The organism is Gluconobacter sp. OJB (genome assembly GCF_039638275.1).
Classification (GTDB): domain Bacteria; phylum Pseudomonadota; class Alphaproteobacteria; order Acetobacterales; family Acetobacteraceae; genus Gluconobacter; species Gluconobacter cerevisiae.
The window spans coordinates 790,280-814,550 of record NZ_JBDIWH010000001.1 but is presented as its reverse complement, the minus strand read 5'-3'; the positions used below and the strand labels follow the sequence as shown (position 1 = coordinate 814,550).

Annotated in this window: 26 protein-coding genes and 2 tRNA genes; 15 read left to right on the top strand and 13 right to left on the bottom strand. The window is 58.8% G+C overall.

The features are described 5' to 3' along the window. Positions 1–69: 69 nt before the first annotated feature. Together ABDK74_RS03735 and lysA are read right to left on the bottom strand one after the other, a co-directional pair. Positions 70–2,757, bottom strand: coding sequence for a DUF4175 family protein (locus tag ABDK74_RS03735; RefSeq protein WP_346002762.1), 2,688 nt, complete (start codon positions 2,755–2,757; stop codon positions 70–72). Next, the gene (gene lysA / locus ABDK74_RS03730) at positions 2,750–4,105 is read right to left on the bottom strand and encodes a diaminopimelate decarboxylase (RefSeq protein ID WP_346002761.1); all 1,356 of its coding nucleotides are present in this window, start codon (positions 4,103–4,105) and stop codon (positions 2,750–2,752) included. The genes ABDK74_RS03735 and lysA overlap by 8 nt, the downstream gene beginning before the upstream one ends. Positions 4,106–4,173: 68 nt before the next feature. Here lysA and ABDK74_RS03725 point away from each other — a divergent pair, with 68 nt between their 5' ends. From ABDK74_RS03725 to ABDK74_RS03715, 3 genes are all read left to right on the top strand, one after another. Then, positions 4,174–4,563: a cytidine deaminase gene (locus ABDK74_RS03725; protein WP_346002760.1), complete on the top strand. Its 390-nt coding sequence runs from the start codon at positions 4,174–4,176 to the stop codon at positions 4,561–4,563. After that, a complete protein-coding gene (locus ABDK74_RS03720; RefSeq protein ID WP_346002759.1) occupies positions 4,560–5,255 on the top strand; it encodes a trypsin-like serine protease in 696 nt (231 codons plus the stop codon). The genes ABDK74_RS03725 and ABDK74_RS03720 overlap by 4 nt, the downstream gene beginning before the upstream one ends. Before the next feature lie 146 nt (positions 5,256–5,401). Then, positions 5,402–5,836, top strand: a complete 435-nt coding sequence (locus tag ABDK74_RS03715; protein ID WP_346002758.1) for a response regulator — start codon at positions 5,402–5,404, stop codon at positions 5,834–5,836. Between the two features lie 34 nt (positions 5,837–5,870). Here ABDK74_RS03715 and ABDK74_RS03710 read toward each other — a convergent pair. The 3 genes from ABDK74_RS03710 to ABDK74_RS03700 form a co-directional block, all read right to left on the bottom strand. Beyond that, positions 5,871–5,947 (bottom strand) — tRNA-Arg (locus ABDK74_RS03710). A 34-nt stretch (positions 5,948–5,981) separates the two neighbouring features. Continuing rightward, a tRNA-Arg gene (locus ABDK74_RS03705) sits at positions 5,982–6,058 on the bottom strand. 61 nt (positions 6,059–6,119) lie between these two features. Continuing rightward, entirely contained in the window at positions 6,120–6,497 is a 378-nt protein-coding gene (locus ABDK74_RS03700) for a hypothetical protein (RefSeq protein ID WP_194255215.1), read from the bottom strand. Positions 6,498–6,593: 96 nt separating this feature from the next. On the opposite strand from ABDK74_RS03700, the gene guaA reads away from it, so the two are divergent. Together guaA and ABDK74_RS03690 are read left to right on the top strand one after the other, a co-directional pair. Next, positions 6,594–8,195: a glutamine-hydrolyzing GMP synthase gene (guaA, locus tag ABDK74_RS03695; protein ID WP_346002757.1), complete on the top strand. Its 1,602-nt coding sequence runs from the start codon at positions 6,594–6,596 to the stop codon at positions 8,193–8,195. A 306-nt stretch (positions 8,196–8,501) separates the two neighbouring features. Continuing rightward, on the top strand, positions 8,502–9,698 hold the full coding sequence (locus ABDK74_RS03690; protein ID WP_346002756.1) for a tyrosine-type recombinase/integrase: 1,197 nt from the start codon (positions 8,502–8,504) through the stop codon (positions 9,696–9,698). Here the strand turns inward: ABDK74_RS03690 and ABDK74_RS03685 are convergent. After that, positions 9,695–10,546 (bottom strand): helix-turn-helix domain-containing protein, encoded by an 852-nt coding sequence (locus ABDK74_RS03685; protein WP_346002755.1) that lies wholly within the window; start codon positions 10,544–10,546, stop codon positions 9,695–9,697. The two genes, ABDK74_RS03690 and ABDK74_RS03685, sit on opposite strands and share 4 nt — an antisense overlap. A 115-nt stretch (positions 10,547–10,661) precedes the next feature. Here ABDK74_RS03685 and ABDK74_RS03680 point away from each other — a divergent pair, with 115 nt between their 5' ends. Together ABDK74_RS03680 and ABDK74_RS03675 are read left to right on the top strand one after the other, a co-directional pair. Further along, a complete protein-coding gene (locus ABDK74_RS03680) occupies positions 10,662–10,877 on the top strand; it encodes an AlpA family transcriptional regulator (protein ID WP_048843139.1) in 216 nt (71 codons plus the stop codon). A 9-nt stretch (positions 10,878–10,886) separates the two neighbouring features. After that, positions 10,887–11,759, top strand: coding sequence for a replication initiator protein A (locus ABDK74_RS03675; protein ID WP_346002754.1), 873 nt, complete (start codon positions 10,887–10,889; stop codon positions 11,757–11,759). A gap of 402 nt (positions 11,760–12,161) precedes the next feature. Here ABDK74_RS03675 and ABDK74_RS03670 read toward each other — a convergent pair whose 3' ends face one another. Continuing rightward, on the bottom strand, positions 12,162–12,518 hold the full coding sequence (locus ABDK74_RS03670; protein WP_346002753.1) for a TraK family protein: 357 nt from the start codon (positions 12,516–12,518) through the stop codon (positions 12,162–12,164). 297 nt (positions 12,519–12,815) lie between these two features. On the opposite strand from ABDK74_RS03670, the gene ABDK74_RS03665 reads away from it, so the two are divergent. Further along, positions 12,816–13,133 carry a plasmid mobilization protein gene (locus tag ABDK74_RS03665; RefSeq protein WP_346002752.1) on the top strand — a complete coding sequence of 106 codons (318 nt, stop codon included), beginning with the start codon at positions 12,816–12,818 and terminating at the stop codon, positions 13,131–13,133. A 274-nt stretch (positions 13,134–13,407) separates the two neighbouring features. Here ABDK74_RS03665 and ABDK74_RS03660 read toward each other — a convergent pair whose 3' ends face one another. Then, complete coding sequence (locus ABDK74_RS03660; protein WP_346002751.1) at positions 13,408–14,586, bottom strand: hypothetical protein; 1,179 nt, start codon at positions 14,584–14,586, stop codon at positions 13,408–13,410. Between the two features lie 53 nt (positions 14,587–14,639). Beyond that, entirely contained in the window at positions 14,640–15,935 is a 1,296-nt protein-coding gene (locus ABDK74_RS03655; RefSeq protein ID WP_346002750.1) for a DNA cytosine methyltransferase, read from the bottom strand. A 718-nt stretch (positions 15,936–16,653) separates the two neighbouring features. On the opposite strand from ABDK74_RS03655, the gene ABDK74_RS03650 reads away from it, so the two are divergent. Beyond that, entirely contained in the window at positions 16,654–17,067 is a 414-nt protein-coding gene (locus ABDK74_RS03650; protein ID WP_346002749.1) for a hypothetical protein, read from the top strand. A 96-nt stretch (positions 17,068–17,163) separates the two neighbouring features. On the opposite strand, the gene ABDK74_RS03645 is transcribed toward ABDK74_RS03650, so the two are convergent. Together ABDK74_RS03645 and ABDK74_RS03640 are read right to left on the bottom strand one after the other, a co-directional pair. Further along, on the bottom strand, positions 17,164–17,610 hold the full coding sequence (locus ABDK74_RS03645; protein ID WP_194255203.1) for a CHRD domain-containing protein: 447 nt from the start codon (positions 17,608–17,610) through the stop codon (positions 17,164–17,166). 42 nt (positions 17,611–17,652) lie between these two features. After that, the gene (locus ABDK74_RS03640) at positions 17,653–18,225 is read right to left on the bottom strand and encodes an HNH endonuclease (RefSeq protein WP_034953612.1); all 573 of its coding nucleotides are present in this window, start codon (positions 18,223–18,225) and stop codon (positions 17,653–17,655) included. 143 nt (positions 18,226–18,368) lie between these two features. On the opposite strand from ABDK74_RS03640, the gene gluQRS reads away from it, so the two are divergent. Continuing rightward, positions 18,369–19,229 carry a tRNA glutamyl-Q(34) synthetase GluQRS gene (gluQRS, locus tag ABDK74_RS03635; protein ID WP_346002748.1) on the top strand — a complete coding sequence of 287 codons (861 nt, stop codon included), beginning with the start codon at positions 18,369–18,371 and terminating at the stop codon, positions 19,227–19,229. Here gluQRS and ABDK74_RS03630 read toward each other — a convergent pair. Next, a complete protein-coding gene (locus tag ABDK74_RS03630; RefSeq protein ID WP_265588980.1) occupies positions 19,198–19,329 on the bottom strand; it encodes a hypothetical protein in 132 nt (43 codons plus the stop codon). The two genes, gluQRS and ABDK74_RS03630, sit on opposite strands and share 32 nt — an antisense overlap. Beyond that, positions 19,326–20,771 carry an argininosuccinate lyase gene (gene argH / locus ABDK74_RS03625; RefSeq protein WP_194255201.1) on the bottom strand — a complete coding sequence of 482 codons (1,446 nt, stop codon included), beginning with the start codon at positions 20,769–20,771 and terminating at the stop codon, positions 19,326–19,328. The genes ABDK74_RS03630 and argH overlap by 4 nt, the downstream gene beginning before the upstream one ends. A gap of 15 nt (positions 20,772–20,786) precedes the next feature. Between argH and ABDK74_RS03620 the strand changes: the two genes are divergently transcribed. Genes ABDK74_RS03620 through ABDK74_RS03600 form a run of 5 tightly spaced genes read left to right on the top strand, consistent with a single transcriptional unit; the run spans position 20,787 to position 24,270 of the window. Next, positions 20,787–21,386 carry a TlpA disulfide reductase family protein gene (locus ABDK74_RS03620; RefSeq protein WP_346002747.1) on the top strand — a complete coding sequence of 200 codons (600 nt, stop codon included), beginning with the start codon at positions 20,787–20,789 and terminating at the stop codon, positions 21,384–21,386. Next, a complete protein-coding gene (locus tag ABDK74_RS03615; protein WP_346002746.1) occupies positions 21,383–21,964 on the top strand; it encodes a TlpA disulfide reductase family protein in 582 nt (193 codons plus the stop codon). The genes ABDK74_RS03620 and ABDK74_RS03615 overlap by 4 nt, the downstream gene beginning before the upstream one ends. 35 nt (positions 21,965–21,999) lie before the next feature. Further along, positions 22,000–22,659 (top strand): TlpA disulfide reductase family protein, encoded by a 660-nt coding sequence (locus ABDK74_RS03610; protein ID WP_346002745.1) that lies wholly within the window; start codon positions 22,000–22,002, stop codon positions 22,657–22,659. Between the two features lie 19 nt (positions 22,660–22,678). Further along, positions 22,679–23,443 carry an N-formylglutamate amidohydrolase gene (locus ABDK74_RS03605; RefSeq protein ID WP_346002744.1) on the top strand — a complete coding sequence of 255 codons (765 nt, stop codon included), beginning with the start codon at positions 22,679–22,681 and terminating at the stop codon, positions 23,441–23,443. Continuing rightward, complete coding sequence (locus ABDK74_RS03600; RefSeq protein ID WP_346004154.1) at positions 23,440–24,270, top strand: shikimate dehydrogenase; 831 nt, start codon at positions 23,440–23,442, stop codon at positions 24,268–24,270. The genes ABDK74_RS03605 and ABDK74_RS03600 overlap by 4 nt, the downstream gene beginning before the upstream one ends. Position 24,271 lies beyond the last annotated feature (1 nt).

The following is a 24,271-nucleotide window of genomic DNA, read 5'->3' as shown; positions in this document are numbered from 1 at the left end:
AGGGGGTGAGGTCGTCTTTGCCACCTCTGAAAAAGCCCGGTGCCATAACGGTACCGGGCTTTTTTTGTCTCAGAACGATTTGAGAAGCCGTTCCAGATAGTCCAGTTCGCTCTGCGGGCGCGTACGGTCCGAGGCGCGGCGGCGGAGTTCGCGTTCGATGTCGCGGGCGCGGTCCCGGGCGCTTTTGTCCGGGATATGGGCGTCCGAATCCTTGCCTTTGTCACCTTCGCCGAGTTTGCGACCCAGCGGATCCTGATCCTTCTGATCCTCATCGTCGCCATCTTCGTCGCCAGCCTGCGGCTGGTCACCGTCATCGCCCTGCTGGCCCTTTGCGCCGTGCTGGGGTTTACCGGAACCGCCTGCACCACCGGAGGGAATAAAGCTCAGGCTGCCTCCGCCCTGTCCACCTTTGCCGGAACCGCCGGATTTCTGGTTCTGGCGCATCTGTTTTCCGGCTTCAGACAGGTCGGCCAGAACTTTCTGTTCGGCTGTCTGCGCGTCGGCGTCCTTGCGGTCCGCGAGGGCTTCGCGGGCGCTCTGCATGTCCGTTTTGGCCTTGTCGAAAGCTGTGGCGGGCTTGCCGGTCAGATCTTTAACGCGATGACTCAGGATATCGTTCACGCGCTGAAGGGCGCGTTGCAGGGCATGATCCGCACGACGTCCGTCAGACTGGGCGGCGACCGTCGCCGGATCGACCGGGGCGGGCGGTTTGTCGGCAGGCTGATCCATTCCGGCAGGTGGCTGCATCCCAAGCTGGCGGAGCAGGTCTGCCGTGGACATCTGACTGACATCGGGCGGATTGCCGTCATCGGGCGGTGCTGCGGCCTTGCGGGCGGCGGAAAGGCGGGACTGTGTGTGGTCGAGCAGCGTGGTCTCGCGGTGGACGAGATCATGCAGGGCCGCACGCTGCGCCTGTGCTTCGGCCTGTGCTTTCATCTGGGCGGCAAGCGCCTTGAGGTCTTCAGGGCGCGCCTGACGCATGCGTTCGGCCATGTCTTCCATCTGCTGGAGACGCCGCAGGGCTTCGTCGCCATGCCCCTGATTGGCTTCGGACTGGAGGCGGCGCATTTCGTCTGAGAACGGATCGGCCGAACTGGTGCCGGATTGCGGCATCATGATCCCGCTCTGGGCAGCGCGTTCGAACAGGAGCTGCATCCGGCGGTTCAGGGCATCCTTGAGGGTCTGTGTGCGGCGCTGGAGTTCTTCCTGCTCGGGGAGGGTATGACCCTTTTCCCCAAGCTCGCGCATATGATCGAGTTGCTGCTGCACGCCCTGTTGGGCTGCGCGGACTTCAGCTGCGGCATCGGCGATTTCGGGGCCGTCACGGTGTAGATCGTCCAGATAAAGTGCGAGCGCCCAGAGGTCACCGGGAACGCGATCCGCCGAGCCTTCAGGGGCATCTTTGCGAAGGGATGCGATTTCCAACCCCAGAGCCGCAAGAATCGCGCGTTCGTCAGTTGTCTGCGTCAGGAGCGCGAGTTCGTCCGAGGCTTTTGAAGCGCGTTCCTGCCCGAGCATGAGGCGGCGGCGCAAAGCCACGAGGGCGCGGGCCAGCGGATCGGTGAATTTGCGGGCGCCGATCTGGAATTTGACGATATCGCTGCGGCTTTCGCGCCCCGAGACGCTTTTGGCGTGCAAACGGCCTTCGACGTCCATTCCCGCAAAAGGATCTGAGGAGAGGTCGGGTGTGGCGATCCCTTTCGCGTCCTTCGGATGACCGTCGAGGGGGATTGGAACGCGCAGCACGCGACCGCGGGAGAGGGCGGGCAGGTGGATTTCGGCCTCCAGCGACTTTACGCCATAGGTCTGGTGGATGTGCCAGGGCAGGCCGGTGCGCCAGTCGTCTTTCTGATTGTCTTTCTGGGGGCCCGGCTTGCCGTCCCACGTGACGGTCGGGGGCAGATCGGGCTCAACGGTCACATGCCATGCGCCAAGAGTGCGGCCACGAACGACGATGCGGACTGTCCCGGATTGCTGGAGCGTACCGTGAGTGTTCCAGCTTCCGGCATCCAGACGGCTCTGCTCAGGAGAGGCGATGCCGGACAAAGTGGGTTTTCCGTGAGCGCCGGTGATGGTGGCGTTCAGGATCGAACCCTGCGGCACATCAAGCGAGGTGCGGCCCGTTGAGGACAGGAAAATGGGCGCACCGGGAGCGTAAGGCGGTCGGTCGATCCAGGCCTGAAGGGTCGGAAGCGGAACGCTGTCATCGTCCACGCCGGGGAGCAATCCGGCGTATAGACGCGACGGTGTGTGTGTGCTCGCCAGCAGCGCGGCGCTGATCAAGGCCAGAGGGACGGCGATAAGACCGATGCGGTCTTGCAGGCTGGTTTCGGGATGCGGAAGACCGACGCGGAGTGTTCCGAGAGAGGCGGTGACGCGTTCGACATGGCGCGCCCAGATGGCGGACTGTTCGCCGTTTCCGGCAAAGGCCGGGCGGTCCGTCAGGCTGAGGAGTGGCTGGCGGGCGAGGCGGGAATCCTGCTCGATTCTGCGGTCTGCTGCCGGGATGCTGACGGGGGCAACGCGACGCAAACCGGTAACGGTCAGCCAGAGAGCCGCGCCGAGCACACCGATTTCTAGCAACGCGTGCAACCAGTCGGGCAGGGACTGTGGAATGCGCGCCAGGCTGGCCAAGCCGTAGAACGCCACCAGAAGCAGTGGCCAGCGCAGGGGTTCCCACGCACGTTCCCACCACAGGACGCGCTGGGCCTTGCGCCGCAGGGTTTTGAGATGGAGGGCCGGGTTTGGCTCAGCCATGGTCATTCCCGGGTGCCGTCAGCCATTCGGGGATGCTTTCAGCGGCAATCAGTTCCGCAACGCTCTGGGGCTGGCGGATGATGTCCCATTTCCCGTTGTCGATCAGAACCTGCGCGGCGAGCGGACGGGAATTATAGGTGGAACTCATGACAGATCCATAAGCGCCGGTGTCGAGCAGGGCGATCAGGTCACCACGTTTCGTATCCGCAGGGAGCGCGCGATCTCGGGCGAAGATATCGCTGCTTTCGCAGACCGGACCGACGATATCCCAGAGTTTCGTTGGGCTGTTCAGGCTTGCGGGTGCGACAGGCATGATACCGTGCCAGGATTCGTACAGGGAAGGACGGGCGAGATCGTTCATGGCGGCGTCGAGCACGACGAAATCTGGATTGCCAGCTTTCGTTTCGATCACGCGGGTCAGAAGGATGCCGGTTGGTGCGGAAAGCCAGCGGCCAGGTTCGATGCTGAGGCGGACACCAAGGTCGCCCAGCGTCTCGGCAATAACGCCTGCGAGCAGGTCAGGCGAGGGAGCGATTTCGTCACGATAGCGGATACCGAGGCCGCCGCCGCAGTCTACAGCTTCAACGGTGTGACCGGCGGCGCGGATTTCGCGGACCATCTCGGCCAGTCGGGTATAGCCTTTGCGGAAAGGACCTGCGGTCAGCATCTGGCTGCCCAGGTGAACGGCAAGGCCAACGAGGCGGACGTTCTTCAGGCTCGCGGCTTCACCATAAAGAGCTACGGCGCGGCGGTGTTCGATGCCGAACTTGTCTCCGGCGCGACCCGTGGAAATCTTGTCATGAGTGTCGGCATCCACGTCCGGATTGATGCGCAGGGCTGCACGCGCGACGCGGCGACAGGCGCGAGCGATGTCGTCGAGGCGATACAGTTCCTCGACGCTCTCGACATTGACCTGTGCGATGTCGTGTTCAACTGCGGCCCGCAGTTCCGCATCGGATTTTCCAACGCCGGAGAAAACGATCCTCGAAGGCTGGATTCCGGCATGAAGCGCCCGCTGCATTTCGCCACCGCTGACGATATCCACGCCGTAACCGCACTGTCGCAGGATGGTCAGAGTCGCCTGATGGTCCTGCGATTTCATGGCGAAATGCATGCCGACCGACAGGTTCCGCGCCTCGAACGCGGCGCGCAAGGCTTTTGCTCGCTGTCGCAGCGTTTCTGCTCCCGTAATCCAGCAAGGCGTGCCGACAGCGGCCGCGATGACGTGCAGGGGCACGCTTTCGAACAGGAGGCCGTCCCTTGCGTCCATCGTCAGGGAAGGGCGGGTGGCCAGCATGTTGTGGAAGGACGGGTCGGTGGCGGGATCGGAAGGAAGCGGTGCACTCATGATGGAGATACCGTATCGCTCTTGGAAGCATGTTCCAAGCTGAACCCGCAGGGGATAGTATCATCCACATGATACAGGAACTGATCCGGGAGGCCCTTGAGGCCCGCTCGCGTGCCTATGCACCTTATTCGCGCTTTCAGGTGGGCGCGGCTCTGCGGTGTGAGGGTGTTGTCCATTCCGGCTGCAATGTCGAAAATGCCGCCTATCCGCTGGGAACGTGTGCAGAGGCTGGTGCGATCGCTTCCATGGTCCGCGCGGGCGGGCGGCGGATTGAGGAAATCGTGGTCGTGGGCGGCGATGCGCCGTGTACGCCGTGTGGCGGGTGTCGGCAGAAACTGCGGGAGTTCGGCCTGCCGGACCTGCAGGTGCATATGATTTCGCCCAAAGGGGACATCCTTCTGACCCGCACGCTCGCCGAACTGCTGCCTGATGCGTTTGGCCCGGACCATCTGGGATGAAAGGCGCCGCTGCACTGCTGGTATTCTGGCTGTGCGGCGCAGGCGCGCTGGCGGCTCCGGACGTCGCGCTGCCGGGACTCGGATCGGACAGCCATCGCAGTGTGGTGGATGTGAATACGGCGCCCTGGAGAATTCTGGGGCGCGTTCAGACTTCACTGGGTGGTCGCTGTACGGGATTCGCCGTAGCACCGACCGTGATGGTTACGGCGGCACATTGTCTGTGGCTGCCTGCAACGCGGCGTTATATCCAGCCTGAGGATGTTCACGTCCTGATGGGATATATGCTCGGACATTACCGGCTTCATGCGCAGGTGACACACTTTGTTATTGCGCCCGGTTATGACCCCCAGAACGAGGGCGGCACGGCGTCCCAGGATCGTGCAACGCTGCTGCTGGACCGGAAGGTGATCGGGTCTGAAGAGCTTGTTCCTTATAGCGAGGCGCATACGGGCGCGGCCGCAATGCTGGTTGGATATCCGCAGGATCGGCAGGAGATGCCGTATGGAGATATTTCCTGTCATATCAATGGGTTGGCAGTGAATGGGTTAATCCATCACGACTGTTCGGCAACACGCGGAGACAGCGGCGGCCCCCTTCTGGCGCGCCAGCCTGACGGGCAGTGGGGAATTGTGGGCATTGATGTCCTGGCGACGCCGGGGCGGGGTGGGTTCGCCGCGCCATTGCCTCACTGATGTCTGTGAAAGTTTTGCGGGTTGCATGACGTGAGCGCACGTCAGAAAAAATTCACTCATGCAAACATGAACCGTGTTGCCGCGTTGTTGAGAGGACGACCCCATTATGGGTGTTGGAAGTTTTTTAATCCCGGAAAGTGATTGCCATGTATGTCATGTCCATGAAGGGAGCATCATCCAGCGTCGTTCCGCAGGGAAACACGCAGGGGGAAAGTAAAAAAGTCGACAGGAAGCATGTTCTGGTCGTGGAAGATCAGGCGCTTCTGCGATTCCTTGCTGCGGACATGCTGGAAGAAGCCGGTTACGAGACGTCGCTGGCGGCGGATGCAGACGAAGCACTGGCTGTTCTCGCGCGGCACCCTGATATCTGCACCATTTTTTCCGACGTAAATATGCCTGGCGATATGGATGGGGTGGATCTGGCTTACAGGATTCGCGAACAGCATCCTGAAATTGGACTTGTTCTGACGTCAGGAACCCGGATTCAGGAGCTCGGAGATCTGCCGGGCGGCACAATGTTTTTGGCCAAGCCCTATGAATGGGACGAGGTCTATCGCTGTCTCGAGCGCGTGCGCCACTGAACGGTTAGTAAATTGTCGTAGAGGGAAGGCAATGTGGTGCACCCGAAAGGACTTGAACCTCTAACCCCCAGATTCGTAGTCTGGTGCTCTATCCAGTTGAGCTACGGGTGCGGACACATTGTATAAGTCTTCGTCAAGAGAAGACTGGTGCACCCGAAAGGACTTGAACCTCTAACCCCCAGATTCGTAGTCTGGTGCTCTATCCAGTTGAGCTACGGGTGCGCTGTGAAGCGGGGTTTTACAGAGGCTTAACTGACCTGGCAACCCCGCTTTCGAAAAAATTTCAGTTTCGCGTCATGGTGATATGAGCGCGGCACGACGGTGAGCCGAAAATGCCGCCGATCGCCTGTCCAACGGGGTAGCCATTAAAAACGATGGCTGTGGGATGATGGTCCAGATCCGTCATGGCGAGTTCCGCATGATAATGCTGGTTACCCGGCGTGTAGGTACCGTGAAGAACCTGCGACCCGTCTGCCGGTGTGAACAGGATTTCCCGGCCTCTTATCCGCAGCGTCGAAGAGCGCGCGGTCGGACAGGTGCCCTGATCCGTGACAAGGGCACCTATCCAGGTTCCGGTCGGATCGTGGCCGGGATCGGGCGTGCCTGCGCAGGCGGTAAGCAGGGCCGTGGCGGAAATGGCGAAAAGTGCTGGCAGGCGCATGTTGTTCCTGTTCGATGTTGCAGAATGGATGACGCAGACGACACAACACCTTATAGGAGAGCCTCAAAAGGCACCATGAAACCGGAACGCGAGGCCATGACATTGACCCAGCAGGACGCCAGCACCGTCGAAAAGCTCGACGAAACTCTTCACGAAGACCGTATCCTCATTCTGGATTTCGGCAGTCAGGTGACGCAGCTTATTGCGCGCCGTGTCCGCGAGAGCGGCGTTTACTGCGAGATCTGGCCGTACACGGCGACAGAGGAAAAAATCCGCGCTTTCAATCCGCGTGGCATTATCCTGTCCGGCAGCCCGGCCAGCGTCCATGACGAAAATGCGCCTCCGATTCCGGATGTGGCTTTTGCGCTGAACCGCCCCGTGCTGGGGATCTGCTACGGCCAGCAGGCGATGTGCCAGCAGTTGGGTGGCAAGGTCGAGAACCACGACCACCGCGAATTCGGGCGTGCGTATATTGATATTGCCGAAGACTGCTCGCTGTTCCGGGGTGTCTGGGCGCGCGGCAAGCGTGAGCAGGTCTGGATGAGCCACGGTGATCGTGTCACGCAGCTTCCGCCGGGCTTCCGTGCCGTTGCTCATTCCGAAGGTGCACCCTTCGCGATCATCGCGGATGAGGGGCGTCGTCTGTATGGCGTGCAGTTCCATCCGGAAGTCGTGCACACGCCGCATGGTGCAGCCCTGATCCGCAACTTCACGCATAATGTCGCAGGTTGCAGCGGAACCTGGACGATGGCGGGTTTCCGCGATCTGGAAATCGCGCGTATCCGCAAGCAGGTTGGTTCGGGTCGGGTAATCTGTGGTCTGTCAGGCGGCGTGGACAGCTCTGTTGCTGCCAAGCTGATCCATGATGCGATTGGCGATCAGCTAACCTGCATTTTCGTTGATCCAGGCATCATGCGGACGGGTGAGACGGACGAAGTCGTTAAGACATTCCGTGGCCGCTTCAACATCCGTCTCGTGCATCGTGACGCCTCCGAGCTGTTCCTCAAGGAATTGGCTGGCGTGACGGACCCGGAAACGAAGCGCAAGACGATTGGCCGTCTGTTTATCGAGGTTTTCGAGGAAGAAGCAGCGAAGCTGGGTGGTGCACAATTCCTTGCACAGGGCACGCTGTATCCGGACGTGATCGAGAGCGTGAGCTTCTCGGGCGGGCCGTCCGTGACCATCAAGTCCCATCACAATGTCGGCGGTCTGCCGGACCGCATGAACATGGAACTGGTCGAGCCGCTGCGTGAGCTGTTCAAGGACGAGGTCCGGATGCTGGGCCGCGAGCTTGGGATTCCCGAGAGCATTGTCGGACGGCATCCTTTCCCGGGCCCGGGACTGGCGATCCGTATTCCGGGGGATGTGACGAAGGAAAAGCTCGATCTGCTTCGTAAGGTAGACGTGATCTATCTTGAAGAAATCCGTCGTGCTGGGCTTTACGATGCGATCTGGCAGGCTTTTGCGGTTCTGTTGCCGGTTCGGACCGTGGGTGTCATGGGCGATGGTCGTACCTACGATCAGGCCTGCGCCCTGCGCGCCGTGACCAGCACGGATGGCATGACGGCGGAAGTCTATCCCTTCGACTTCGAGTTCCTTAATCGTGTAGCCGGTCGTATCGTCAACGAGGTCCGCGGTATCAACCGCGTAACCTACGACATCACGTCCAAGCCGCCTGGCACGATCGAGTGGGAATGATCCTGCGTCTGGCATAGGGTGGCATCAACCGGCATGAAAGTGCCTTAAAGCCCGCAGAAATGCGGGCTTTTTTGTTTTTTGACCCGGCATTGTCTGGCACTGAACGGTATCGCCAAGCAGCAACTTTTTATGGCATGATGCATGGCACTGATTGAGTCTGATGCCGTGATTTCGGTTGATACCATGTATGCTGTCAAGTGCTGTTCATGGTATCAAAAACAGATAAACATTTGAATAAAAGGGATTTTATCCTGTTATTCTTATGGTTTCTGGTCATGGTATCGCCAAGTGGAGCGCCACGAACTGATGCTGACCGATACTAAACTGCGCAACCTGAAGCCTACCGATAAGCTCTACAAGGTGAACGACCGGGATGGGTTGTACGTCGCGGTGACGCCTGCGGGCAGTATCTCATTTCGATACAACTATGCGATCCACGGCAGGCAAGAGACGCTGACCTTTGGGCGATACGGCGTTGGGGGCATCACCCTCGCCGAAGCGCGTGAGCAGCTGGGAGAGGCTAAGAAGCTAATCGCGGCGGGTAAGTCTCCAGCCAAGGAGAAAGCGCGCGATAAGGCACGGGTCAAGGGGGTGGAGACATTTGGCGCGTGGGCCGAGAAGTGGCTGCGCGGATACCAGATGGCAGACTCCACCCGTGATATGCGCAAATCCGTTTACGAGCGGGAGCTCAAGCCCAAATTCGCCAGCCAGAAGCTCATCGAAATCACTCACGAGGACCTGCGAGCATTGACCGATGCTATCGTCGAGCGTGGTGCTCCGGCGACCGCTGTGCATGCCCGGGAGGTGATGTTTCAAGTTTACCGGTGGGCTATCGAACGAGAGCAGAAGGTCGAAAATCCGGCTGAACTGGTTCGTCCGACTAGCATAGCAAAATTTGAGCCAAGGGATCGTGCTCTGACGCCTGATGAGATCGGCCTGATGTATCATTACATTGAGCGCATCGGCACTACCCCGTCGATCCGGGCCGCAGCTAAGCTTCTTTTACTGACGATGGTTCGAAAGAGCGAGCTGACCAACGCAACGTGGAGCGAGGTCAGTTTTAGTCAAGCGCTTTGGACGATCCCTAAAGAGCGGATGAAGCGGCGTAATCCGCATTTAGTATTTCTGTCGCGACAGGCGCTCGATATTTTCATTGCCTTGAAGACGTTTTCCGGGGGCTCAAATTATATATTGCCGTCCCGCTACGACACCGATCAGCCGATGAGCAGCGCCACGCTCAATCAGGTGCTAACGTTGACCTATAGGCTTGCTCAGAAGGAGGGGCAATCGCTCGCGAAGTTTGGGCCACATGATCTACGCCGCACGGCGAGTACTCTTTTGCACGAAGCTGGTTATAATACTGATTGGATCGAGAAGTGCCTTGCCCATGAGCAGAAGGGCGTCAGGGCCGTCTACAATAAGGCCGAATATCGCGAGCAAAGAAGCACCATGTTGCAGGATTGGGCCAACATGATCGATGAGTGGGCCGTTCGCAAGTGCTAGCTTTCTTGTCTGCGCACCTTTTTTTGAGCGCGCTTTTTGACTGCTGCCGAAACAGCCTGGCGCGAAATACCCAGCTTTCGAGCTATTTCGGATTGCTTCAGCGTACCCTCGGATATTAAGTCGTGAATCATGCTCGCAGAAGATCGGATGGCTTGAACCTGCCTGTATGCTTCTCGTCGGACATACACTTGGTCTTCGATATCCCAGTGCGCGCGAGTGAGGTTGTTGATACAAAGGCTCCATATCTGCTCTATTAGGGCGCGATATTCCCAAATAAATCGCCTGTCCCTCTGATAAGCCCTTCGAGATTCTGTACTTCTTCGTGGGTTGTGATGCTCGCAATACAGTTTACTTGGCTTCGGTCCATTCGGGTCACTCCCAGATAACCGCGTGGGCCACGCAAGATCACCATGTCGGCTGTGTTCGCTCAACCTCATCTTGGGTTCGATGTGTTCTAGAAAGCCCTCGTAAGAATAATCCGCCCTCAGCTCAGTAGAATCACAATAGCGCATAAGCATTTTCCCCACCTCGTAAGGCCCATATTTTCCAGATAAGGCGAGGCGGTAGCGCTCTGCTACTTTAAGTGAGCGGGCTCTGGCGCTTTCGATCATCTTGTCGGTCAGAGGGACCAGCTTAGCGTTTCCTCGTTTTAGTTTTTTTACGACTACCGGGGAATTCGTTACCACAGAATATTCTGTCTGGTTTTCACAGAGTTCGCAGAAGTATGCGTCAAATGCATAAAACGATCCGCTTAGTTTCGCTTTCATGCGACCTGTTGGATCTGATTGAACAACCATGCGCTCAAGATGTGGATCGAAAGCAAGCTGTGTTTTGCGGCGTCGAGACATGATCTCAGCATACAGTCGATGTCAACCATATTCTATCTTTTTCCCGGCATCAGCGGGCATCGGCCGGTAGTGTCAAGCATAACGCTATGCTGACACAGGAATAACAGACGTGGGAATGACAAGCAGAGTTCTGATCGGGCGCAAAAAGCTTCATGAGATGATTCCTCTTGCTGAACGAACCATCTTCAATATGGAGCAGCGTGGCGAGTTCCCCCGCCGTATCGCGCTGACAAGTAGAAACGTGGCGTGGGATCTTGGTGAAGTTGAGGCGTGGATTGAGACGCGCAAGGCACAGGGGGCTCAGGCGCAGCGTCCTGGTATGCGCTTCTGATTCCAGAGCTTGTTTGCAACGCCTGTGTCTCTCATTCGCTGGGAACAACAGCATGCCGTCGGCAAGGCATCAAAATGTTTCCCAGCAGACCCCCGCCATCGGCAAGGCTTTTTCGTTGCAGACATTCTGGCCGCTGCACCAAAGGGTGACGCGGTTAGCATGGAGCATCCACTGTTTGCATTAAAAGCGGGTGATAGGCGTGTAAGAACCTATGAGCGTAACGGTCTCGTGGTGACCGTGAAGCCCGGTTCGGATGGTTGTGCGACCATACATGACAAGGATCTATGGATTTATTGCATCAGTCAGTTGGTGGAGGCCAAGAACCGTGGGCGCCCCATAACACCAACAGTGCGTTTTACGGCCTATGATTTTCTCCGTAGCACAAACCGCTCAACAGGGGGTGTAGGTTACCGCCGTATAGTCGGTATGCTGGCAAGGCTGAGAGGGACTGGCATCGAGACTAACATTGAGACGAACGGACAGCATGAGCGGCGTGGCTTTGGGTTGATCGATTCATGGCGGATCGTAGAAAAGTCGCCAACAGATGATCGTGTGATAGCCATCGAGGTGGATTTGCCACACTGGCTATTCCGTTCTGTTGCGACCATGCGGGTTCTCACCCTGTCGCGGGACTATTTCAAACTCCGCAAGCCGCTTGAGCGGCGCATATATGAGCTTGCTCGTAAACATTGTGGTCTTCAGCCAAAATGGCGCGTGTCTGTGACGGTCTTGTACGCAAAAAGCGGCAGTACTGCGACTTTGAGAGAGTTTCGACGGCAGGTAAAGGAATTGTCGGGTATCAACCTGCTACCTGATTATCAGATGTCGCTTGATACAGAGCATGACCATGTAACTTTCTTTGCCAAAAGAGGGGCGCGCTGAAACGCGGCTGTTTGCAATCTGTAGCTAAGAAACACTCGCTTGCTCAGTAGCAGGGCGATATTGAGGAGCTGATCCTCCCAAAACATCCTGTTGATAAGTGGTGATAGCTTTGTGGAATGACACGTACCTTCACCCACGTTTCCCTGTGGATTAGCACGTACCTTTACCCACGCCCCGACACGTACTTTCACCCACATGAGTGGTATATAACATATTGAATATTATATGTTTTTCTAACCCTTAACACGCGCGCGCGTTTTAACTTAAATATATTCTTTTAACGTCTACGGGGCTCTTCCTGCTGGGGATATGTCTTCAGGGACGTTCTTTGTGCCCGGGGCGGTCGAGGGGGCGAGAGTGTTTAAACGCTTTGCTCGTAGCGTTTAAACGGCATGCAATTCATTATTTCTCTGTGCCCTCCGCAGGGGACAGCCAGTGGGCAATGAGCTTACGATCAGGGCTCGGATGGAAGTTTATCGGCCTTGGGCTAAAAGCACGGCGTTTGGAAGATACCTCCGGGCTTTGTTTTTCAATGGCTATGGAGGAGGCAGGTGGCAGCTCTCTTTTGGGCTGCTGTGAGGGCAGTCCCAAAATAAATTTCCTCACGTGCCGCGTGAACTGACTATAGCTCATCTGAAGGACATCGTGATGTTTTTGGAAGATATCTGACCTGTTGTAACCTTGCTCCATCTCTTCTGCGATGGCGGTTTTTAGGGTGAGAAACCTCACGCGAGCCATACCCTTCTTATTTGGTGTCATTGTAAATACTCCCATGGTATGCCTACCGCGTTAGAACGCGGATATGCGCTAATATAATCCAATATATGCAATTATATGCGAAAATCTTCCTGATCGTGAGACCGAGGATGCGTTCGCATATAATTGCATATTGTTGCATGATGTTTGAAAGCAAGATATGTTGCCCCCTATGGGGCAACGTGCTTAGTCGCCTTCGTCTCCACGCTAGAGAGGAGGGATTCGCCCGGTGAATGACGCCAAGAAAGGCCGGAACAAGCATGTAGGACCGCGCGCTGAGCGCGACCAATATGGGTGGGTGTGACTGACGCGGAGCGTCTGACCATTACCGAGACCGCGCGTGCTGTCCGCTTGCCTGTCTCGGCGCTGTTACGAAAGCTGGCGCTTGGCTATCAGCCGCCGAGCCTAATTGACCAAGAAACTCTGCTGACGATCATCAAGCTCCGAGGTGACTTTGGACGATTGGGCGGTCTTTTGAAGCTCTGGCTGGTTGAGGAGCCGGGTAGGGCTGTTTCGGATAACGAAGTCCGTGCAGCACTGGACATGATCCTAATGAAGCAATCGGAACTGACTGATCTTATCAGTCAGCTCTCGGAGATCATTCCGGCGAAGCCTTGATTGAGCCAACCCGAAATTTTCTGTCGCAAGCGGAAATCGGCTGTTCATAAAACGGTGGTTTCCTGAACGTGTTAAAAAACTACGCCTGTGGCTATCTGAGCTCCAATTGTCGAGTTAACATTCTCGTCAAGTTTTCAACGTCCGGTCGTGTCAATGAAACGGCAAACCGGCTACTTGGATCAGACCGACTGGTACTGCCGGGGCGGCGGCGGTTATTGAGTCGAAAGCGGACGCCCGCCGCATGCAATGAGCGGAGAGGCGGCGTCTGTCAGGATCAGCGCCTACGACGGGACTGGGTAGATGGTGCGTCTCCGACGCTTGCAGAGGCCCGAGCTGCGAGCCGTGCCGCGCGAGCGCTTACATAGGTTGTGGAACTCTGCTGAGCCGCCGATCCGTCTGTCGCGCGGTGGAGGATGGACTCCAGGAAGCCTTCTCCGGCCTCCGCGGCCTCAGTTTCGAATGCAGCAACGATCCGGGCGCTTGCAGTCTCAATATCGTAGGCGGCCCGCTCGGCGCCGAGCTTGAACGCGGACTGGTAGACCCGGAGGAGAAGTTCTGGACCACTATCGGATCCGGTCAGGATCCGAAATGCGCTTTTCCCCACAGTGCAGATAATCGAGGGGTCCACTCTATGGATCACCCCCATGGTGCGGTGCCCAGTGAGCGTCGTGCCTACGAGAGAGTGGGCATAGAGCTCTGCCCCAGGGTAGGCCTGCCTCAACGAGACCAGCTGGAGGGCGAGCCGATGGCCGCCGCTGCTGTTCATGCTACCCGTCTTCGACTTTACCTGGTGGAAGCAAATCGGGTCCCCTTTGGCCAGAGGAGGGGTGACGACGTCCGCTCCTGGGAACGGGTTGCTGACGGCATCGATCATGGATGCCAGTTCTCCACGCGGTTCAGGGGCACGCACGTTCCCCCGCATGCGACCGAGAACCTCTTCATGCAGGTGTCCGAGCAGACCTTCCAGGACCATCAGAGCCTTGTGGGCGACGGTTGCCTCGATAGCACGCTGGCTGTCCCCGCCGCAGAGGAGGTTCTGCGTCGCCGCTAGGATGTAGGGGTCCAGGACGTCGCCGGGGTTCCGGCCGACCTGGATGTGCTTGGCTTCCGAAGGAAGGTCGGCAACGATCTCTGCAACCTTGGAGATCGTCCATTCGAGCATTGCAGTTGGGTCATCGAAGGCTCGCAGCAACTGGCTCCGCTCGGCTGCGGCCCGCGCCAGATTATGGACGACATCGCGTTCGATGCCGATACCTGTCAGGTAGGCACTCCAGTACTCTACCAGATCATTCATCTGCATGTCCGAAAAGGACCGAACATCCTGGCCTCGCAGATTGGTAGGCACGGGCCCGGAGATGCGGAGGTCCCGCAGGACACGGTCAAAGAAATCTGCTGCGGTACCGAACTCACGGTCGATGACGGATTGCTGCGCCTTAATCAGGGCGCTCCTCATCCCGACCGATTGTATCGGGTGATTTATCGGGAGAAATTCTATGTGCATCCCGTTTATGCAGCCTTCTTTCTAGCGGCATTCTTGGATTTGTTGTTGGCCCCAGCCGCTCGGAGACGCTTCATGGAGGCTTCGATCATCCCATCCAGATCCGCGGGGTGCTGGATGGTCTTTGGGCAGTCCTTGGCAGACGCTGCATGGGCCAGGATCGCGGCCCCGACGGCACGCCCGAGCGCCACCGGGACAGCGTTGCCAGACTGCATGAATTGCTGCCCTGTGGCCCCGGCGAACTGCCAATCGGAAGGAAAACCCTGGAGCGCAGCGCATTCCCGCGCCGAAATCGGCCTTGTAGCCGTGGGATGGCAAACAGCCGACGCCTTGCGGTTAGACTTCCCCGTCATGGTGCAGGAAGGCTTGTCCCACGCGAGGCGCCGAAAGAATCCGGTCTTGCCTCCACCGCTTTCGAACGCGCCGCCCAAAGCCTCCTTCTGCATTTCGACGGGCAGATTGCGCCAGTTCCCGCCTTCGGGGACTAAGTCGAAAAACTTGGCCATATTGGGCGTGTACTCAGAACCGGGGCCGGGATCGTTTTGCAGCGCCCAGATGGCGTCTCGCACGGTGGCGAAGGGCAGCCGACCCGGACCATGAGTGGCCTCAGGTAGAACAGGAGGCGGCAGGTCCCGGCTTCCGAGCATGATTAGGCGGAGGCGGTGCTGGGGAGCGCCGTAGTCGGCTGAGTCCAGCACTCCGAATGTCACGTGGTATCCGAGCGGAGCCACAACATCCCTGATGATGGCTCGGATGGCGGAACCGGCCATTTCGTCTGGCTCTAGCGGAGGAACATCATCCTCCAATAAGGATGCCTGGCCAATCGATTTCTCGTAGCTTTTGAGCGACCACCGCTTACCCGGCCGTTTCTCGATCGGACGATGCTTGAGCGCGGCCGTTGCCAAGTTGGCCACATTCTCCATGATGAAGTAGCGTGGGCGCACTTCCCCGATGATGCGGAAAAATTCCTTCACCAAGCCACCGCGAGGGTCGTTCAACGCCTCCCGCTTTCCACCCGACGAATAGCTCTGGCAGGGGGGGCCTCCGGCGATCAGGAATACCTCACCCGTGTAGCCTCCCCGCGCAGCTCGCAGGCTCTCATTCGTCAGTGTAGCGGCATCACCCTCGATTAAGGTGATCTCTGGACGGTTAAGGCGGATTGTCTTGCAGTAGACCTTCTCGATTTCATTCGCGAGGGTAGGCTTCAGGCCTGCTTGCTCCAAGCCCAGATCCAGCCCCATTGCCCCCGCAAAAAGGGTCCAGATTTCGAATGACTGAGGCGTTCGATCAGGCGAGGCCGACATAGTTTACTCCAACGATTCGTAGTCCGCGCTAGGCTAGCAACGATCAGAAAATGCGTCCATGAAGCCAAGCGAGCCGGAGCGGCTCAGACTCACCCGCGAGCGCCGTTGGATCCTCCTCGCCAGGGATGGCGCCCACAGCCGGATCGACGACGAGACAGACATCTGAGCGGAGTGGAACGGGTCACAACCGGGTAGTTGTGACACTTTTTTTGCGGATCGGTCTCTGTCTCTTATACCCGCTAAAAGTGTGAAGCAGGCAAGCTGATTCAGCCTCGCGGTAAGTTGTGGCCCTGAGGAAGCTGATGCCCGCGTCCGACGAAACCTGTCGTTGGGCGGATATTCCGGGAACGGCAGATTTGCCCCAGTCCCAGCCATACTTCCAACGGCTGCTTGTAGTCGTGGTGGATTTTTGTTGTGGAGTGAAAGGGAGTACCTACGGCCCTTTAGCTCGTCGCATGGCATAAATCATGGCATTGTTTGTTTTAATTTTTGTAAATAACTGATATTTAATAGTTTTGTTGGTAAATAAATAATCGAGTGGGAATGATTCTACTTCGTTAGTGCCTGAAGCTTTTCAGGTCTGATGTGTTGAAAACCCCGCAGTGATGCGGGGTTTTTCTGTTATTGCCACTATGGTTGCGACGGAAACGGAGTGTCGGACTTGCCCGACCCTGCGGAGGATGACAGGGTGTATGTCTCTGAAAACAGGAGACTCTCGATGTCGATCCGGTTCATTTCTTCTTCCGCCCCTCTGCTTCTTGCTGCTCTGGCCGTGATGCCGCTGGGAATGGCTCCGCAGGCCATGGCGGCTGATTCTACTGAAAAGCCATGTGAAACCGATCTGTGCCGGAGTGTGCGTCAGTCTTGGGCCGAAGTTCGTCACGACACGTCCGATGCGGCGCAGTGGACGAAAAAACAGAGCGTCAAAGGCTGGGACGCTACGAAAAATGGCGTTTCCGATGCGGCTCACTGGACCGGAAAGGAAAGCAAAAAGGGCTGGAAGGCGACCAAGAACGGTACGAAAGATGCGGTGCATGACACCGGCGTCTGGACGAAGAAGGCCGTTCACGATCTTGATCCGGGTCAGCCCGCCAAGTCTCCCGAGACGAAAAGTTCGGCAACAGGCGAGTAAGCGCACTTTCCTGACGGGCTGAATCTGTTGCCAGTCTCATAAAAAAGGCCTGCCCTGTGAGGGGCAGGCCTTTTCTAATTTACCGTGATGGCAGTCTTATTCGGCGTGATGATGGTGGCCGGTCAGTTCCGTGGTGAGCTGGGCGCGGGCTTCTCCATCCGGGAATTTTTCCGTGTGGAGGTTGATGTAGCTTCGTCCGGCCTGAACGTCCTTGACCTGATCGGGTGTGAGCTGGAGCGTACCGGTCATGCGGGTGGTGTAGGGACCGTTGATCGGGGCCAGAACGCCTGCGTCTTCACCTGCATCAGCAGGGCCATGAAGATGGATGGCTGTGACGGGACCGGACAGGCCATTATCCTCGAAGCGGTAGGTCAGGGTGTTTTTTGTGGTATCCAGCATGGCGGACGCCGAACCCTTGATCGGGGTGGTGGCACCATGTTCGCCCTTGAAGGGACCGAAAAGATGCAGGGTCTCGGCGGAAGCCGGCAGGGCGGTGACGGAGAGACCGAGGGCGAGTGTCGTCAGCAGAAGTCCGGTACGCATGGAAGTCCATCCTTACAGAATTGGGAACAACAGAACGTCTGCTCAGGTTTCGAGTTCGGTATTCCAGTACAGATAATCGCGCCAGCTTTCGTGAAGGTAATGGGGCGGGAAGGTCCGACCATTTTCCTGAAGAAGACGACTGCTGGGCTGTACCGGCTTGCGGTGCGGGTGCATCCCGAGTTCGCTTGGCAGTTTTGAGCCCTTGAGCAGGTTGCAGGGGCTGCAGGCAGTGACGACATTTTCCCATGTTGTGCGTCCGCCGCGGGCACGGGGGATAACGTGATCGAAAGTCAGTTCGTGCGTGGGCAATCGGTCGTGGCAGTACTGACACGAAAAATTGTCCCGCAAAAAGACGTTGAAGCGCGTGAAGGCCGGTTTGCGGGCGGTAGGGATATAGTCCTTCAGGGCAATCACGCTGGGCAGGCGCATACTCTGGCTTGGGGAATGCACAACGGCGTCTTCATATTCCGAAAGAACCGAGACGCGGTCGAGGAAGACGGCCTTGACCGCTTCCTGCCAGGACCAGAGCGAGAGTGGGAAATAGGACAGCGGACGGAAATCCGCGTTCAGGACAAGAGCCGGAAAATGCTGACCGCTGACGGACACCACACGCATCCTTTCTGCAAGGACGACACATGCGGGGTTACGGCGCCGAATGAAAACGGGACAAACAGCGGGAAAACACGTGTCGTCGGCTTCTTTGAAAAAACTATTCCAGTAAACTGCTCTGACCGCAAGCAAACGCTGGTGACACATTCATGACGTTTCCCGCCACAACACGATTTGCGCCGAGTCCTACGGGGTTTCTGCATCTGGGGCATGTGGTGTCAGGGCTGTATTCGCGGATCATGGCGGGTGAGAGCGGAAAGTTTCTGATCCGTATCGAAGATATTGATACGATGCGCTGTACGCCGGAACTGACGGCGGCGCTGCGTGAAGATCTGGACTGGCTTGGATTGGTCTCGGCTGTCCCAACCCGGCAGCAGTCCAAACATTTGCCTGAGTATCAGGCCGTATTGGAGACTCTGCGGGAGCGGAGGCTGCTCTATCCGTGTTTCTGCACGCGACGGGAGATTGCCGAGGCTGCAACGCAGACCGCGCCGGATGGGAGTGTCGTCTATCCGGGAACCTGTCGGCATGGCGCGGTTCATGCAGGTCGGGAGCCGGTCTGGCGGCTCGATATTGGGCGGGCGCTTGAGGTATTACAGGACGTGCCGGGCTGGCAGGAGCTTGGACACGGGCGGATCGCGGGCCGGGCCGATGCGTTCGGCGACATCGTTCTGGCGCGTCGGGATACGGGCGTGTCGTATCATCTGTGCGTCACACATGACGATGCGTTGCAAGGCGTAACCACCGTAACGCGCGGGCGGGATTTGTATGAGGCTACATCAGTCCAGCGGGTGTTGCAGAATCTGATGGGTTGGGCGGAGCCGGTCTATGCCCATCATGCGCTGATTATCGGCCCGGATGGACAAAAACTGTCTAAACGGGATGGGGCAGAAGGCGTGAGAGTTCTGCGGCAGGAAGGGTGGACGGCCCGACAGGTTCTGGACCATCCACTCGTGCGGCAGGCTCTGGAGGCTAGTTTTATTCCGGCGGATAGACGCCCGGATAGGTGATGTCTTTCGCAGGGCCGGGGGCGTGCGGGGCACCTTTCTTGCCGCAGGCGGTCAGGCTGAGAGCCATGACCGCCATGCTGACGAGCAGCAGTGTTTTCATGCGGATTCTCCGAGTTTTACGAGCCATGCCTGAGCCTGCTGCGTCACATTGGCTGGTGCGGTCCCGCCTTCGCTGGTGCGGGAGGCGAGGGATGCCTCAACGGTCAGGACATCAAAAACGCCCGCGTTGATTTGCGGTTCGACAGACTGCATGTCTTCGAGCGATAGATCCGCCAGATCGCAACCCTTCTGTTCCGCCATACCGACCAAACGGCCGGTGACGTGATGGGCAGTGCGGAAAGGAACACGCAGTTCACGAACCAGCCAGTCGGCGAGGTCGGTGGCAGTGGAGAAGCCCATGCCCGCGACGTCGCGCATCCGGGGAGCGTTGGCTTTCAAATCGCGGATCATGCCGTCCATGGCGGCGAGGGAAAGCGTCATGGCCTCGGTGGCGTCGAAGACGGGTTCCTTGTCTTCCTGCGTGTCCTTGGCATAGGCGAGCGGCAGACCCTTCATGACCGTGAGCAGGCCCACGAAATCGCCCATGATGCGGCCGATCTTGGCGCGGACCAGTTCGGCGGCGTCCGGGTTGCGCTTCTGCGGCATGATGGACGAGCCGGTCGTGAAGGCATCCGACAATGTGACGAAACCGAAGGGCGCGGAGGCCCACATCACGATTTCTTCCGCCAGACGGGACAGGTGCATGGCCTGAAGGGACAGGGCGGACAGGAATTCGAGCGCGAAGTCACGGTCCGAAACCGCATCGAGTGAATTGGCGGTCGGGCGATCGAAATCAAGCGCCGCAGCCGTCATGCGGCGATCAATCGGGAAGGAAGTACCGGCAAGGGCTGCCGAGCCAAGCGGGCATTCGTTCAGCCGCGCACGGGCGTCACGCAGGCGGCCACGATCGCGCGACAACATCTCGACATAGGCCAGAAGGTGATGGCCGAACGTGACCGGTTGGGCGACCTGAAGGTGGGTAAAGCCCGGCATCGGCGTTGCTGCATGTTCCAGCGCGCGGGTGGCGAGGGAGCGCATCAGGGCAGCGGTCTGGTCCTGAAGGCCGTCGATGGCGTCACGCACCCAGAGGCGGAAATCGGTGGCGACCTGATCGTTGCGCGAGCGCGCCGTGTGCAGGCGCTTGCCGGCCTCGCCGATGCGCTCGGACAGGCGTGCCTCGATGTTCATGTGGATGTCTTCGAGGGCCGGGGAGAACTCGAAGCGGCCTTCGCCGATTTCCTGCGCGATGTCGCCAAGGCCCTGCCGGATTTCGGCAAGTTCCGTCTCGGTCAGCAGGCCGACTTTCTGGAGCATGGCGGCATGGGCGAGGGAGCCGCGGATGTCCTGTCGCCACAGGATCTTGTCAAATCCGATGGAAGCGTTGATCTCACCCATGATGGCGGCAGGGCCTGAGGCAAAGCGGCCACCCCATTGCGGATTGGCGGCAGTGCCTTCAAAGGACGTGGCGGCATCTGATTGTGTGTCGACAGGAGCGTTTTTCATGATAACCGTAAACAGATGATTCGGAAGCAGATCGACCGGCGAACCCTTCTTGGAGGAGCGGCCAGCCTAGCTGCGGCGGCCTCCCTCTGCAATTGCGGGCTGGGGAATTCCGCCCGCGCGGCGGAGGGGGCACAATCCGTGCTGCCCTCGCTTGCGCCCGCTGCGCCTAAGTTGGAGCCCGTGAATTTCCAGCTTAAGGGGCCAGACGGCACGACGCTGGCGCTCTCCTCGTTGAGGGGGCGGCCCTTTATTCTGCATCTGTGGGCAACGTGGTGCCCGCCCTGCAGGCTCGAACTTCCGGCGTTGAATGCGTTCATCGAGAGAACCGGAGCCAGCATTCCTGTCATTCCAGTCGCCGTAGCGAGTCCGCTGCCGAAAGTGATGATCTTTCTGGCGCAGGGCAATTTGCCGCATATCGCGCCCTGGACACTGGGCCAGCATGAATTTTCCCAATGGTTCACCTCCGGCGAGCCGAGCCTTCCCATGACCTGTGTGATTGATTCGCAGGGGCGAATGCGCGCCAGTGTTGAAGGGGAAATGGCGTGGAGTGCGCCGGACAGTCAGGCTTCTTTTGAAAAGATCCTGTCGGGCCTTCAGGCGTCTAAACCGGCGTGAAGGAAGGGCTGATCAGTCGGCGGAATGCTGTTGTCGGAACAGTTGGTCTCGCGGTTCTGGTCGGGGTCGGGGCTTCGAAACTGGCCGGGACGGTTGTGCGTCGTGGGATGCCGATTGAGCGGCTGATGCCGGGGCGGCCCGTGTCAGAGCCTGTTGCGCTTTCACTGTCCGGCCCTGAGGGCGCACATTCGTCACTTATCTCGCATCGGGGGGCGCCGTTTCTGCTACATGTGTGGGCGACATGGTGTCCGCCCTGCCGTCATGAACTGCCTGCTTTGGCAGGATTCATGCGGGCATGGGGACCAGATTGCCCTGTTGTTCCGGTCGCGGTTTCAAGCGGATCGCCAGGCGATGTTCGGGCGTTTCTGGACCGAAACGGCATCGCAGATTTACTCGTATGGACAGTGGACGGGACGGCTCTGAAAGACTGGTACGGCACTGCGGAACTTGCCATCCCCGTAACATTCCTGATTGATGGTGAAGGGCGCATTCGCGCGACGGCGGCAGGTCCTTTGGACTGGGGAAGCTCCGATGCCGTTGGCGTGCTTCGTCGGGTGTTTGCCGCCACGACCGTCTGAACGCGATGGGATTAATGAAAGAACGGATTTCCAACATGACTTTTCCCCTGACACGTCGTCATCTCATGGGCCATCTCCTCGGGGGCGCCGGTGCCCTTCTGGTTTCGGGCCGGGCCATTGCTGCCACGGCTGAGAAGGAAGAGGTCGGTAAGGGACTGGCTTTCGAGCCGAATTCTTTCGGCAAACTGGCTGTGCCGAAAGTTCTGCCGCCGCTGAGCGTGAAGAACGAGCAGGATCAGGACGTGCCGCTGTCGCACTGGTACGGTAAGCCGTTCATCCTGCATTTCTGGGCGACATGGTGCCCGCCCTGCATCCGTGAACTGCCTTCGGTAAATGCGACGGCCAAGGCGCTGGGGGCCGAGGGGCCGCAGATCGTCGCCGTGGCTGTGCGTGGTAGTACGATCCCCAAGGTCCGGGCATTTTATGACAGCCACGGGATCGACGCTTTGCCGATACTGGTCGACCCGCTTTCAGCCGTGATGATGGAGACGGCGGATCAGACGGCGCTGATACAGTCGGTTCGGCAGGTACGCCCCGATGATCTGAAGAGCCTGACCCCGGATGTCATGTCCCTGCATGGCGTGCCGCGGTCACTGATCCTGAATGCGAAAGGCGAAGTCGTCGCGGAATCCATCGGAAACATGGACTGGTCTGCTGACGCCGTGAGGCATACTGTGCAGGCTCTGGCTGGATAGTAGTAAGAGTGAAGTCCTGATGTCTGCTCCCCTTCTAGGTGCCAATGACCCGGCGCCCTTCCTTCTTTTTCCTGAAAAAACACCGTCTCCGTTTGTGTTCGTGAGCGATCACGCGGGACGGGCAGTGCCGGATGCGCTTGGGGACATGGGGGTGCGGACCGAGGACTGGGAGCGGCACATCGCCTGGGATATCGGTATCGTCGGTGTCGGGCGCGTGCTGCACGAAACGCTTGGCGCAGCGCTGATCGAGCAGGTGTATTCACGCCTCGTGATCGACTGCAACCGCGCGCCCGGCCATCCGACCTCCATGCCGGGTGTGAGCGATGGCACGTCGGTTCCGGTCAATCAGACCGCTCAGGACACCTGCCGGGCGAAGCGTGAACGTGAAATTCTGCATCCGTATCATGACACGATCGCGGAAGTTCTGGCCGAGCGGGGTTCGCGTCCGACAGCGCTGATTGCGTTGCACAGCTTTACGCCGCAGATGAATGGGAAAGACCGCCCGTGGCAGATCGGTATTCTGCACAATCAGGACAGCCGCATGGCGTCGATCGCGCTGGACCTGCTGCGTGAAGACAGCGCACTCTGCGTGGGCGATAACGAGCCTTACGTCCTGACCGATACGTCCGACTATACGGTGCCGCGCCACGCAGAAGCGGCGGGCCTGCCTTATCTGGAAATCGAAATCCGGCAGGATCTGATCCTTGAAAAAGACGGGCAGCGGGCATGGGCCGAGCGTCTGGCGCTCTTGTTGCCGAAAGTCTGGGAAAGGCTGGCAGCGTGATTGACGGGCACACGAAACTCGCAGGCGTCATGGGATGGCCTGTCGAACATTCGCGCTCTCCGCTGATGCATAATCACTGGTGTCGGGTGAACGGGGTGAATGGCGCATATGTGCCGCTGCCGACAAAGCCTGAAGGGTTCGATCAGGCGTTGCGCGGGCTGGCAGTAGCGGGTTTTCAGGGTGTGAACGTCACGATTCCGCATAAGGAAGCCGCCATGCGCGCCTGTGACGAGCTCACCCCCACCGCCAAACGGGCCGGGGCTGTGAATACGATCTGTTTCGTGGCCGGACGAATCATTGGTGACTGCACGGACGGAACAGGTTTTTGCGACAATCTGAGCGCGCATGATGTCGCGATTGGTGGCCGCGCCCTGATTCTCGGCGCAGGTGGTGCGGCGCGGGCCGTGGCGGCAGCGCTTCTGGATCGGGGTTGCGAAGTCGTGATCGCGAACCGGACGCTGGAGCGGGCCGAGGGTCTGGTGGCAGCACTTGGCGGCGGCGAGGCCGTTGCGTGGTACGAATGGCCGTCTTTGCTGTCGGGCTGTTCGCTTCTGGTGAACGCCACCTCCATGGGGATGGGGGGCAAGCCCGGCATGGACTGGGATTCCGCGCTTAGGGAAGCTGCCCCGGGGTTGTGCGTAGCCGATATTGTTTATACGCCGCGCGAGACGCCTCTGTTGGTGGCGGCTCAGGCGCGCGGACTGCGGACTGTGGATGGTCTGGGAATGCTTGTGCATCAGGCGCGGGCGGGATTTCGAGCATGGTTTGGCGTCGATCCGCAGGCCGACCAGACGACGTTCGATCTTCTGGCGGCGAGCCTGCGCTAGA